Source organism: Saccharopolyspora spinosa NRRL 18395, from assembly GCF_000194155.1.
GTDB classification, from domain to species: Bacteria; Actinomycetota; Actinomycetes; order Mycobacteriales; family Pseudonocardiaceae; genus Saccharopolyspora; species Saccharopolyspora spinosa.
The window spans coordinates 1,618,415-1,630,959 of the sequence record NZ_GL877879.1 but is presented as its reverse complement, the minus strand read 5'-3'; the positions used below and the strand labels follow the sequence as shown (position 1 = coordinate 1,630,959).

Annotated in this window: 11 protein-coding genes and 1 pseudogene; 11 read left to right on the top strand and 1 reads right to left on the bottom strand. The window is 69.3% G+C overall.

Translation table 11 applies throughout. The features are described from left to right. Positions 1-112: 112 nt before the first annotated feature. The 11 genes and pseudogenes from SSPN_RS0126645 to SSPN_RS0126600 all read left to right on the top strand — a co-directional run bounded on the left by SSPN_RS0126645 (position 113) and on the right by SSPN_RS0126600 (position 11,529). Positions 113-1,423, top strand: a complete 1,311-nt coding sequence (locus SSPN_RS0126645; RefSeq protein ID WP_010311040.1) for a dihydroorotase — start codon at positions 113-115, stop codon at positions 1,421-1,423. Next, entirely contained in the window at positions 1,423-1,971 is a 549-nt protein-coding gene (locus SSPN_RS0126640) for a PH-like domain-containing protein (protein WP_010311037.1), read from the top strand. Before SSPN_RS0126645 ends, SSPN_RS0126640 begins: the two co-directional genes overlap by 1 nt. A gap of 109 nt (positions 1,972-2,080) precedes the next feature. Continuing rightward, a complete protein-coding gene (gene carA / locus SSPN_RS0126635; protein WP_010311035.1) occupies positions 2,081-3,202 on the top strand; it encodes a glutamine-hydrolyzing carbamoyl-phosphate synthase small subunit in 1,122 nt (373 codons plus the stop codon). Next, positions 3,202-6,527: pseudogene (gene carB, locus SSPN_RS45925) on the top strand (carbamoyl-phosphate synthase large subunit). The gene carA and the pseudogene carB overlap by 1 nt, the downstream one beginning before the upstream one ends. Then, the gene (gene pyrF, locus SSPN_RS0126625) at positions 6,524-7,372 is read left to right on the top strand and encodes an orotidine-5'-phosphate decarboxylase (RefSeq protein ID WP_010311034.1); all 849 of its coding nucleotides are present in this window, start codon (positions 6,524-6,526) and stop codon (positions 7,370-7,372) included. The pseudogene carB and the gene pyrF overlap by 4 nt, the downstream one beginning before the upstream one ends. Positions 7,373-7,459: 87 nt before the next feature. Further along, a complete protein-coding gene (locus SSPN_RS0126620; RefSeq protein WP_010311033.1) occupies positions 7,460-7,987 on the top strand; it encodes a hypothetical protein in 528 nt (175 codons plus the stop codon). A 101-nt stretch (positions 7,988-8,088) separates the two neighbouring features. Continuing rightward, a complete protein-coding gene (locus SSPN_RS45920; RefSeq protein WP_101376995.1) occupies positions 8,089-8,595 on the top strand; it encodes a YbaB/EbfC family nucleoid-associated protein in 507 nt (168 codons plus the stop codon). A gap of 11 nt (positions 8,596-8,606) precedes the next feature. Beyond that, complete coding sequence (locus SSPN_RS52015; RefSeq protein ID WP_237710739.1) at positions 8,607-8,930, top strand: WXG100 family type VII secretion target; 324 nt, start codon at positions 8,607-8,609, stop codon at positions 8,928-8,930. Beyond that, positions 8,927-10,093: a WXG100 family type VII secretion target gene (locus SSPN_RS45915; protein ID WP_010311029.1), complete on the top strand. Its 1,167-nt coding sequence runs from the start codon at positions 8,927-8,929 to the stop codon at positions 10,091-10,093. The genes SSPN_RS52015 and SSPN_RS45915 overlap by 4 nt, the downstream gene beginning before the upstream one ends. Beyond that, on the top strand, positions 10,090-10,821 hold the full coding sequence (locus tag SSPN_RS0126605) for a hypothetical protein (RefSeq protein WP_010311026.1): 732 nt from the start codon (positions 10,090-10,092) through the stop codon (positions 10,819-10,821). Before SSPN_RS45915 ends, SSPN_RS0126605 begins: the two co-directional genes overlap by 4 nt. 12 nt (positions 10,822-10,833) lie before the next feature. After that, a complete protein-coding gene (locus SSPN_RS0126600; protein ID WP_010311023.1) occupies positions 10,834-11,529 on the top strand; it encodes a hypothetical protein in 696 nt (231 codons plus the stop codon). Between the two features lie 50 nt (positions 11,530-11,579). Here SSPN_RS0126600 and SSPN_RS45910 read toward each other — a convergent pair whose 3' ends face one another. After that, the gene (locus SSPN_RS45910) at positions 11,580-12,539 is read right to left on the bottom strand and encodes a serine/threonine-protein kinase (RefSeq protein WP_101377424.1); all 960 of its coding nucleotides are present in this window, start codon (positions 12,537-12,539) and stop codon (positions 11,580-11,582) included. Positions 12,540-12,545: the final 6 nt, after the last annotated feature.

Below are 12,545 nucleotides of genomic sequence, written 5' to 3'. Positions count from 1 at the left end.
TGCTCAGCCGCACCTCAGGGGAACGTGACGTAAGCCTGCCCCAGGAAACCGCGAAACGCGAGATTGAGCGGAACGTAACCACCACTGTGAAACGCGGAGAGGCGGGGCAGTCATGAGCCGGGTGCTGCTGAAGGACGTCCGCCCGTACGGCGTGGGCGATCCGGTGGACGTGCTGGTCGACGGCGAGGTGATCGCCGAGATCGGTCCTGGTCTGGAGTTGGACCCCGCCGCGAATGTTGACGAGATCGTGCACGCCGGGGGCGCCGTGGTGCTGCCGGGCTTCGTGGACCTGCACACGCACCTGCGGGAGCCCGGCCGGGAGGACGCCGAGACCGTCGAGACCGGTTCGGCGGCCGCCGCGCTCGGCGGCTACACCGCGGTCTTCGCGATGGCCAACACCGATCCGGTCGCGGACAACGCCGTGATCGTCGAGCACGTGTGGCGGCGCGGCCGCGAGGTCGGGCTGGTCGACGTGCACCCGGTGGGCGCGGTGACGGTGGGGCTGAAGGGGGAGAAGCTCGCCGAGCTGGGCACCATGCGCCGCAGCGCCGCCGAGGTCCGGGTGTTCTCCGACGACGGCCACTGCGTGCACGACCCGCTGATCATGCGCCGCGCGCTGGAGTACACGAAGTCCTTCGGCGGCGTGGTCGCGCAGCACGCCGAGGAGCCGCGGCTGACGGTGGGCGCGCAGGCGCACGAGGGCGCGAACGCCGCCCGGCTGGGCTTGGCGGGCTGGCCCGCCCCGGCCGAGGAAGCGATCGTCGCGCGCGACTGCCTGCTGGCCGGGCACACCGGCGGCACGCTGCACATCTGCCACGTCTCCACCGAGGGCACCGCGGAGATCCTGCGCTGGTGGAAGTCCCGGGAGGCAGCTGGCCGGGTTTCGGCCGAGGTCACGCCGCACCACCTGCTGCTGACCGACGACCGGCTGGAGACCTACGACCCGGTGAACAAGGTCAACCCGCCGCTGCGCACCGACGCCGACGTGCTGGCGCTGCGCCGGGCATTGGCCGACGGCACCGTGGACTGCGTGGCCACCGACCACGCCCCGCACGCCGCGCAGGACAAGGACTGCGAGTGGTCCGCGGCGAAGCCCGGCATGCTCGGCCTGCAGACCGCGCTCGGCATCGTCGTGCAGACGATGGTGCGTACCGGCCTGCTGGACTGGCGTGGTGTGGCCCGGGTGATGAGCCAGCGGCCCGCCGAGATCGCCGGGCTGACCGACCAGGGCCGACCGGTCGCCGTGGGCGAACCCGCGAACCTGGTGCTGGTCGACCCGGACGCCGAGTGGACGGTGCGCGGCGCGGAGCTGGCCAGCCTCGGTGAGAACTCGCCGTTCGAAGGCATGCAGCTACCCGGCCGCGTGGTGGCGACGCTGCTGCGCGGCAAGGTCACCGCGCATGAGGGCAAGGTGAGGCGCTGATGGAACGCTTCCTGTGGGTGCTCGGCATGGCCGCGATGGTCGCGCTGGTGTTCTTCGGCATGTGGCGCGGCTGGGGCAACCGGGTCCGCCGCCAGGCCGCCGAACTGCCGGACTTCCCGGTGCCGCCGGCCGAACCGGGCGAGGAGCTGCTGCCCGCCGCGACCGGCATGTACGTCGGCACCACCCGGGCGACCGACTGGCAGGACCGCATCGCCGTCGGCGACATCGGCCACCGAGCCAACGGAACCGCGCACCTGCACGCCTCGGGCCTGCTGCTGCGACGAACCGGCGCCAGCGACCTCTGGATCCCGGCGGAGTCCATCGTGGACAGCCGTCTGGACCACAAGCTGGCCAACAAGGTGGTGCCCGGAGCCGGCCTGGTCGTGGTGACCTGGCGGCTGGGCGAGCAGCTGCTGGACACCGGGTTCCGCGGCGATGACAAGACAACGCAGACCGATTGGGTCGAAGCGGTCCGGGCGATCTCGCCCGCCGACGAGCTGACACGGGACGAAACCGCTGAGCCGGTACGTGGATCGGAAGCGACATGACCGCGACCACGACCGGCGTCAGGCAAGCGGTGTCAGCCGCATTCGCCACCTGCGCAGAACGACCACGGCAGACGACCCGCGAATTCTTTGAATCGCGGCAGGAGGACAAATGACCGAGTACATCCCGGCCGCACTTGTGCTGGAGGATGGCCGGATCTTCCGCGGGGAGGCTTACGGCAAGGTGGGTCGCACCCTCGGCGAGGTCGTGTTCACCACGGGCATGACCGGCTACCAGGAGACCCTGACCGACCCCTCGTACCACCGCCAGATCGTGGTGCAGACCGCGCCGCAGATCGGCAACACCGGCTGGAACGACGAGGACGACGAGTCCTCGCGCATCTGGGTCGCCGGCTACGCCGTGCGCGACCCCGCCCGCATCCCGTCGAACTGGCGCTCCCGCCGGTCGCTGGTCGAGGAGCTGGAGCGGCAGGAGATCGTCGGCATCGCCGGGATCGACACCCGCACCCTGACCCGGCACGTCCGCGAGCTGGGCGCGATGCGCGGCGGCATCTTCTCCGGCCCGGAACTGGGTTCCGACGGCGAGATGGTGGCCGCGGTCAAGGCCGGCGCCGAGATGGTCGGCGCCTCGCTGGCTGGTGACGTCACGACCAACGAGCCCTACCTCGTCCCGGCCGTCGGCGAGAAGCGGTTCACCGTGGCCGCGCTGGACCTGGGCATCAAGTCCAACACGCCGCGGATGATGGCCGAGCGCGGCATCGAGGTCCACGTGCTGCCGCTGTCGTCCACATTGGACGAGGTGCTGTCGGTGCAGCCGGACGGGCTGTTCCTGTCCAACGGGCCGGGCGACCCGGCAACCACCGACCAGCAGGTCGAACTGACCCGCCAGGCCCTGGACCGCAAGCTGCCGCTGTTCGGCATCTGCTTCGGCAACCAGATCCTGGGTCGCGCGCTCGGTCGCGGCACCTACAAGCTGCGCTACGGGCACCGGGGCATCAACATCCCGGTGATCGACGCCGAGACCGGCCAGGTCGCGATCACCGCGCAGAACCACGGCTTCGCCGTCGAGGGTGAGCCGGGCGAGCGGTTCGACACCGACTTCGGCCGCGCGATGGTCAGCCACCACTGCGCGAACGACGGTGCGGTCGAGGGGCTGCGGCTACTCGACGGCCCGGCGTTCAGCGTCCAGTACCACCCCGAAGCGGCGGCGGGTCCGCACGACGCCGCGCCGCTGTTCGACAAGTTCGTTGATCTGATGAGTGAGGCGCGCTGATGCCGAAGAGGACCGATATCAAGCACGTACTCGTCATTGGTTCCGGGCCGATCGTGATCGGCCAGGCGTGCGAGTTCGACTACTCCGGCACGCAGGCGTGCCGGGTGCTGCGTGAGGAGGGCATCCGCGTCTCGCTGGTGAACTCCAACCCGGCGACGATCATGACGGACCCGGAGTTCGCCGATGCCACCTACATCGAGCCGATCACCCCGGAGTTCGTGGAGAAGGTGATCGACGCCGAGCGGCCGGACGCGATCCTGGCCACGCTGGGCGGGCAGACCGCGCTGAACACGGCGGTCGCGCTGCACGAGCGCGGGGTGCTGGAGCGCTACGGCGTGGAGCTGATCGGCGCCGACTTCGAGGCGATCCAGCGCGGTGAGGACCGGCAGCGGTTCAAGGACATCGTGCGCGCCGTCGACGGCGAGGTGCCGGAGTCGGCGGTGTGCAAGTCGATGGCGGACGTGCGCGCGTTCGTCGCAGAGCGGGGCCTGCCGGTGGTGATCCGGCCCAGCTTCACTATGGGCGGCCTCGGGTCGGGCATGGCGCACACCGAGGAAGACCTGGAGCGGATGGCCTCCTTCGGGCTGGCCGAGTCGCCGGTGCACGAGGTCCTGATCGAGGAGAGCGTCCTCGGTTGGAAGGAGTACGAGCTCGAGCTGATGCGCGACCACGCCGACAACGTGGTGGTCATCTGCTCGATCGAGAACATCGACGCGATGGGCGTGCACACCGGTGACTCGGTGACGGTGGCGCCGTCGATGACGCTGACCGACCGCGAGTACCAGCACATGCGCAACGTGGGCATCGCGGTGCTGCGCGAGGTCGGGGTGGACACCGGTGGCTGCAACATCCAGTTCGCCATCCACCCGGACACCGGCCGGATGGTGGTCATCGAGATGAACCCGCGGGTGTCGCGGTCCTCGGCGCTGGCGTCGAAGGCCACCGGCTTCCCGATCGCCAAGATCGCCGCGAAGCTGGCCGTGGGCTACACCCTCGACGAGATCCGCAACGACATCACCGGCGAGACCCCGGCGAGCTTCGAGCCGACGCTGGACTACGTCGTGGTGAAGGTGCCGCGGTTCGCCTTCGAGAAGTTCCCGGGCGCGGACCAGGAGCTGACAGCGTCGGCGAGGCGATGGCGGTGGGCCGCAGCTTCTCCGAGGCGCTGGGCAAGGCGCTGCGCTCGATGGAGACGAAAGCAGCGGGCTTCTGGACCAAGCCGGACCCTGGCGGTGTCACCGTCGAGTCCACTCTGGACGAACTGCGTATCCCGCACGACGGGCGGCTCTACACCGTGGAGCGCGCGCTCCGGCTGGGCGCCACGGTTGAGCAGGTGCACGAGGCGTCGGGCATCGACCCGTGGTTCGTCGACCAGATCGCGGCGTGGGTGGAGCTGCGCGGCGAACTCGTCGAGGCGCCGGTGCTGGACGCGTTGCTGCTGCGGCGCGCGAAGCGGGCCGGGCTCTCGGACCGGCAGATCGCCGCGCTGCGGCCGGAACTGGCCGGCGAGGACGGGGTTCGCGCGCTGCGGCACCGGCTGGGAGTGCGGCCGGTGTACAAGACGGTGGACACCTGCGCGGCGGAGTTCGCGGCCCGGACGCCGTACCACTACTCGGCCTACGAGTCCGACCCGGCGGCCGAGTCGGAGGTCGCCGAGCAGCGCGAGCGGCCGAAGGTGATCATCCTCGGTTCCGGGCCCAACCGCATTGGCCAGGGCATCGAGTTCGACTACTCCTGCGTGCACGCCGCGACGGCGCTGCGCGGTGCCCCTGATAATGCTGGGCGCGGGTACGAGACCGTGATGATCAACTGCAACCCGGAGACGGTCTCCACCGACTACGACACCTCGGACCGGCTCTACTTCGAGCCGCTGACCTTCGAGGACGTCCTGGAGGTCGTGCACTCCGAGCAGCAGTCCGGCACCGTGGCGGGCGTGATCGTGCAGCTCGGCGGGCAGACCCCGCTGGGCCTGGCGAAGCGGCTGGCCGAGGCCGGGGTGCCGATCGTGGGCACGCCGCCGGAAGCGATCCACCTCGCCGAGGACCGCGGCGCGTTCGGCGACGTGCTGGCCGGGGCGGGCCTGCCCGCGCCGCGCTACGGCACCGCGACGTCGTTCGAGGGCGCCAAGCGGGTCGCCGACGAGATCGGCTACCCGGTGCTGGTGCGGCCGTCCTACGTGCTCGGCGGCCGGGGCATGGAGATCGTCTACGACGAGGCGTCGCTGGAGAACTACATCGCCCGCGCCACCGAGGTCACCCCGGAACACCCGGTGCTGGTGGACAACTTCCTCGACGACGCGATCGAGATCGACGTGGACGCGCTCTGCGACGGCACCGACGTCTACCTCGGTGGCGTGATGGAGCACATCGAGGAGGCCGGTATTCACTCCGGCGACTCGGCGTGCGCGCTGCCGCCGATCACGTTGGGGCGTCAGGACATCGAGCAGGTGCGAAAGTCCACGGAGGCCATCGCGCGCGGCATCGGCGTGCACGGCCTGCTGAACGTGCAGTACGCGCTCAAGGACGACGTGCTGTACGTGCTGGAGGCCAACCCGCGCGCCTCGCGGACCGTGCCGTTCGTGTCCAAGGCGACCGCCGCGCCGCTGGCCAAGGCGGCGGCCCGGATCATGCTCGGCGCCAAGATCGCGGACCTGCGCGCGGAGGGCCTGCTGCCGCCGGAGGGCGACGGCGCGGAACTGCCGATCGACGCGCCGGTCGCGGTGAAGGAAGCCGTGCTGCCGTTCCACCGGTTCCGCACCCGCGAGGGCGTCGGCGTGGACTCGCTGCTCGGGCCGGAGATGAAGTCCACCGGCGAGGTCATGGGCATCGACACCTCCTTCGGGCAGGCCTTCGCCAAGTCGCAGGCCGGCGCCTACGGTTCGCTGCCGACCGGCGGCCGGGTGTTCGTGTCGGTGGCCAACAAGGACAAGCGGTCCCTGGTGTTCCCGGTCAAGCGGCTGGCGGACCTGGGCTTCGAGATCCTGGCCACCAGCGGCACCGCGGAGGTGCTGCGCCGCAACGGCATTCCGTCCACGGTGGTGCGCAAGCACATCGAGAAGAACGGCGAGGAGCGTGACATCGTCGACCTGATCAAGGCCGGCGAGGTCGACATGGTGATCAACACCCCGTACGGCAACCCGGGCCCGCGCGTGGACGGCTACGAGATCCGCACCGCCGCCGTGTCCCGCGACATCCCGTGCATCACCACCGTGCAGGGTGCGGCAGCGGCCGTGCAGGGCATCGAGGCCGCCATCCACCGCAACATCGGGGTCCGGCCCCTGCAGGCGTTGCAGGCGGCCCTTCGGCAGGGCGGTGCGCAGCGATGACTGATCCGCTGCGGGCAGGCTTCGGCCAGCGGCTGGCGGAGTCGGTGCGGGCGCGCGGTGCGCTGTGCGTCGGTATCGACCCGCACCCGTCGCTGCTGCACGCGTGGGATCTCGACGAGACCCCGCAGTCGCTGGAGCGGTTCGCGATGACCGCGGTGGAGGCGCTGGCCGGCGAGGTCGCGGTGCTCAAGCCGCAGTCGGCGTTCTTCGAGGTGTACGGCTCGGCCGGGATCGCCGTGCTGGAGAGGACGATCCGGGAGGCGCGGCAGGCCGGTGCGCTGGTGCTGCTGGACATCAAGCGCGGCGACATCGGCTCCACGATGACGGCGTACGCGATGGCCTACCTGGACGAGCACGCGCCGCTGGCGGCGGATGCGATCACGGTGTCGCCGTACCTCGGCTACGGCTCGCTCGCCGCGGCGATTGGCATCGCCGAGCAGACGGGCCGCGGGGTGTTCGTGCTGGCTCGCACCTCCAACCCGGAGGGCGCGGGCCTCCAGCGGTCGATCCACGGCAGTGGCGACTCGGTCGCCCAGTACATCGTGGACTCGGCGGCGGAGACCAATGCGGGCGCGGAGCCGATGGGGCACGTCGGAGTGGTGGCGGGAGCCACCATCGGCGCCGACGAGCTGGACTTCTCCCGCCTCAACGGCCCGATCCTGGCACCCGGCCTGGGCGCGCAGGGTGCGACGGTGCACAGCCTCCGCGCGGTGTTCGGCGCGGCGCTGCCGAACGTCCTACCGGCGACGGCCCGCGACGTCCTCCGCCACGGCCCGACGGTCGACGGTCTCCGGGCGGCGGCCCACCGGGTCCGCGACGAGGTGAACGACCTCCTCCGCGACTGATTTTTCCTTGCTAGGGGGCATTCTCGGCCAAGCTGGCTGAGGATGCCCCCTAGCTTTGTGCCGGCGGGGAACTGATACGAAGTTCGCATGCGTCCCGCAACGAACGGCGCTGCCGCGCAGAAAAAACCGCCGCGCGTGCTGCGCTGGATCATCGTGCTCCTGCTGATCTGGCTGGTCACCGGTGGCTATTTCCTGGTTTCCACCGAGGTCACCATCTGGTCCCGGACCTTCGGCTCGGGCGAGGCCACGGCCGATCCGGTCGCACACGTGGAGCTGGACCAGGGGCAGCCGTTTGGCCTGGCCGCGCAACGGGATGAGTACGTGAAGTGCCAGGTGATCCCCCGGGCAGGTGAGGCGCGCGAGTTCATTCCCGACCGCCCGGCCAACAGCCTGCGCAGCTCGCGGCTGCCCGGGCCGGAACCCGCGTGGTTCTCCGGCCCGGCCGAGGTCCGCTGCACCGGGCCCGCCACGGTGCTCCTGCCAGAGCGCTACGACAAGACCGGCCTGAACGTGCTGTACGCCCTGATGACCGCGTCCAGCCTCATGATCGTGGTGGTCCTCGGGCAAATAGCGCGTCGTGTCCGTTTCAGCAACCGTCTGCATGCCCGCGTTTAGCAGGTTTGTTTGCGCAAGGGAACGGATTGCGGAACGGCCCGAGGCGCGATCGGCGGTCGGATAGTCTCGATCCAACGGATCGGAAGCTAAGGGGACAGACGGTGAGCAGCGCGTCTGAGCGTATCCAGGAGATGATGCGCAAGTTCGAGGAGCAGGCGCAGAAGGCGTCGGAACTGCAGTCCGCGATGCAGGGCATGCAGGCCACGGCGAGCAGCCCGGACCGCTCGGTGACGGTGACCGTCGCGCCGTCCGGGGCGGTGCTGGACCTGCGCCTGGCGCCGAACGCGGTCCGCCAGTCGGCCAACGACCTGCAGCAGCAGATCATGGCGACCATCCGGCAGGCGACGGCGTCCGCGGCCGAGCAGCTCAACAACACGGTGGCGCCGATCCTGGGCGACCAGTTCGACAAGTTCCAGGAAGCGTTCAACGTCGAAAGCATGGCGATCAAACCGACCACCGGGGACGAAACGCCCAACCAGGCCGGACCTGCGGCAACACCTTCCCCGCAGCGGGAACCGAATGCGGGTCAGGCGCCGTCCAAGCGGCCGCCGCAGCGAAGCACCGACTACGGTGACGACGACTTCTCTGCGGGCTCGTTCCTTCGCTGAGGGGTGCTGCTTTGACTGACTTGAGGATGACGCCGGGAACCCTGACCGGCCACGGCCAGGGCTGCGAGAGCCTGGCAGACAAGTTCGGCCAACTGGCCGACTTGCTCCACCAGGCCAAGGTCGACGACCAGTGCTTCGGCCCCATCGGCGACGCCGTGGGATTGAGCAGCAAGTACTTCGAGAGCTTGGACTCCTGCAAGGAACTGGCGACCAAGGCGCAGGAATTCCTGCAGCACATGAAGGAAGCACTGGACGAGACGGTCAAGGACTACGCCGACACCGAACAGCAGATATCCGAGATGCTGAAGAAGGCCGGAGAGGGGCTGGGCGGATGAGCGCGCCGCAGGGACCGGGTGACTTCCAGAGCCTCAACAACGGCGACGGAAACTCGAAGAACTGGTTCGAGCAGGCTGCCGGCCGCGGCTCCTCGATCGTGGGTGCCTCCCAGGACTTGGCGGACGCCTCGTCCCCGCCCGAGTGGGGCGTGGCTATGGTGTCGATGCGGGCCGAGCAGCTGCAATTGCTGACCAGTCCCGGCCAGGCGTTGATGGACAACGGTCTCGGCTTCCTAGTGTCGATCGTGCTCAGCCCGCTGATCGAGCTCGCGGAGTTCGCGATCGGCGACCCCGAGCAGATGCGCGCCACCGGCGAGGGCTGGGAGAACGTCGCGAAGTGGCTCGACCAGGTCGCCGAGCAGGAGCCGCAGCGGGCGCAGGGCACGGCCGAAACCTGGGTCGGCAAGGACGGCGACGCGTTCCGGAAGCAGATGACGGAATTCGGCGACGGTGCCAAGGCCCTGGCCGAGGATGTCCGCGACCTCAAAGGCACGCTGGACATGATCGCGGACATCTTCGACATGTTCGTCGAATTCTTCATCTCGGTCGTCACCGAGCTGATCATCGGCCTGATCGTGCAGTGGTTGGCGGCCCTGGCGGCTTCCTGGATCACGGCCGGGGCTTCGGTCGGCGCGGCCAGCGCCGGGACGGCCGCTCAGGTCGCCGGACAGGGAGCGCGGATCGGCGGCCGGATCGCCCAGATCCAGGGCAAGCTCTACCAGCTCTTCCAGAAGCTGGAGAAGTTGCTGCAGAAGCTGCGCGAGGTCGGCAAGCTCCGCAAGGTCATCGACAAGATGAACGACCTGCGCAACGGCGGGAAGGTCTCCCAGTTCGTGGCGCGCAAGTTGGACTCGAACGCGCTGTTCAGCACGCTCACGAGGGCCGACGGGAGCACGCTGGCCACGACGACCGGTAACCGCTTCATGCAGGGTGTCACCGGTTCCGAGGCGTTGGCGGGCAACCTTTCCCAGCGCTTCTTGACCAGTACGCTCGGTGGTTCGACGCGGTTGAGCGGCGCGATCTTCAAGGAAGGTGTCTCGACGGCCACGGACGCGGCGATCGAGCAGGGTGCCGAATTCGCGTATGGTGCAGGGGAAGATCAAGCCACCGGGAAGATGAGCGAACAAGAGCGGAAGTCCGCTCAGGAGAAGGGCTTCTCGTGATCGAAGTTCTGGCGGCTCGCCAGCAGTGGTGCCGGTCGGGGGAACCCATCCTCTGGTGCATCCGGTCGCACCGCAACTACCTGTTCGACGTCGAAGGGCTCGACGAGAAGGGGAAGCCGAAGAAGGGGTGGGGCGCACGCGCCGCCCTCGGCGCTGGCGATGCTGTCGGAGGTGTCCTCGGCGGTGTTTTCGATGCGGTCACCGGTGGGGACACCGATTCCGACCTGAAGGATTCGCCGCCGAGCGTGCTGTTCGGTCCGGGGCCGAACTGCATGGCGGTCACGGAGCTCTCGCGCATCCCCACCGGCGAGGACAGCGCCTACTGGGTGTTGACCTCGCATCGGTTGGGCTTGCTGACCTTCCAGGACGTCGCCGAACCGGCAGCGGGGGAAGCCGCGGAGTCGGCGGGACTCCTGGGCGGCGCGCTGAAGTTCGGGAAGGGCGCGATGAAGTTCGCCCGGGATGTCCGGGACATCGTCGCATCGAAACCCGAGTACGAGCCGGGGGTTGCCGTCCCGGTGCCGGAAACGCGCGCCCACCTGGAGATCCAACGGCCCGCGATCGCCGATATCGGTTCGCACCAGCGCAAACTCGGCCGCGGCTACCAAACGGGAAAGCCCTGGTACCTGCGCGTTCAGTTCACCGACGGCTCGGGGATCGAGCTCAGCCCTTCGCCGCAGGAAAAACCCGTGCAGCGGCTGGTGGCAATGTCCCACGGACAGATCTGACGAAGGCGAGCGATGAGGGATCGGTCCAAAGTTCTGCGCCTGCTCAACGACGGCTGGTGCGCTCCCGGCGAGCAGCTCATCTTCCTCGTGGGTGGTGAGCACAAGCCCGGTTGGTTCGGCGCGACGCTCGGCAACACCCGGCAGGTTCCTTACCTCCCGCAGCAGGACGACGGCGTGCAGCCGCCGTGGCCGCTGGTGAACGCCCGCCTTTCGGCGGGTGAGTTCCTGGCGGACGAATGGGTGCATGACCCGGCGGTGTGGGGCTGGTTCCACACCGCCGGCCCCGCGCGAGCAGCCGCGCAATGCGGCGACGCGCTGAGCCGGGGGAAGCACTTCTCGTGGCTGGCTTGCACCAACCGCCGGCTGGCGGTGGTCGTGGAGGCGGATGCGCGGGCCGAGGCCCTCCAGAAGGCCGCGGAGCAGCAGAAACCGGCGGCGGAATCCGCCGGGATGCTGGGTGGTTTGTTCGGCAAGGCCAAGGCGTCGAAGGACAGCGGCCAGCCGCAGCCGCCCGCACCTGCCGGTCCGACCGAAACGTGGTGGGAAATCCCGATCGGGCACGTCGGCCGGTTCACCTCGGCCGAGCGTGGCAGGGGACTCGACCCCGTGGAGTTCTTCGCGATCCAGTTCGGGGACAACTCGAGCCTGGAGTTCCGCCTGATCAACGCCCCAGATCTGGTCGAAACCATCTACTTGAACCTCCGGTGAGCCATGCATAGGGAGTAGTAATAGCCGGGGGTGGCAGTGGCTGTTGACGCCTAGCGGTGGACCGGGCGGCTCGACTCCGCCCCGGGCGTCGGCACGGGATCGGCAACTGCGGACAGCGCTTCGGCGAGTTCGGCGACCGTCGGGCGCTGCTGCGGATCCTGGCGCAGGCACGCATCGATCGCGGTCGACATCGCCTTGGGCAGCCGCCGCTGGGTTCGGATCGGGGGCGCCGGAACGGTCAGCTGCGGACACCGCGCCTGCAACGCAGACACCGACTCCGACTCGAAGTTCGTCGGTTCGTCGAGCACGATGGTGTCGCGTCGTTCGCCGGAAGTTCCGACGTCGAACGGCTGGATTCCGGTCGCCGCCCCGTAGAGGACCAGGCCGATTCCCCAAACATCGGTCTCCTGGCTCAGCATCCCGCCGCGGATCTGCTCGGGCGACATGGCGCAGGGCGTTCCCGCGCCGCCGCGGCTGGGGCCGGGTTGGCGGGCGAAGTTGAGGTCGATGACGCGCGCCCTGCCCATGTCCGCGATGATGTTGCCCGGGTTCAGGTCGAGGTGCAGGTAGCCGTGGTCGTGCATGTACGCCATCGCCGAGCACAGGTGCTGGCCCAGGTGGGCGAGTTCGGCGGCGGTGAGTCGACGGGTCCGCGTTTCGACCAGGTGCGAAAGCGTCGCCCCGGACAGGGTTTCCAGCACCACTACCGGACCGTGCTCCCCGCCGACGAGGTCGTACGCCCGGACGATGTGCGGGTGGGTGAACGACAGCAGCAGGCGACCTTCGAGCTCCAACCTCTCCCGAACGCCCTCGTGGTGCGCCAGGTCCGGGCGCACGGACTTGATGAAGCACCGGCAGTATCTCTTTTCGCTCCAGGCGTCGTAGGTGTCGAGTTCCTGTCCCCGGCGAATGTGCTGGATGACCCGGTAACCGGGAGTGATCTCGTCGCCCGGCGGGTATGGTTCCGGCGCGGATTCCGTCGGCTCGGGGGCAGTGCTGATCGCTGTCATCGAAAC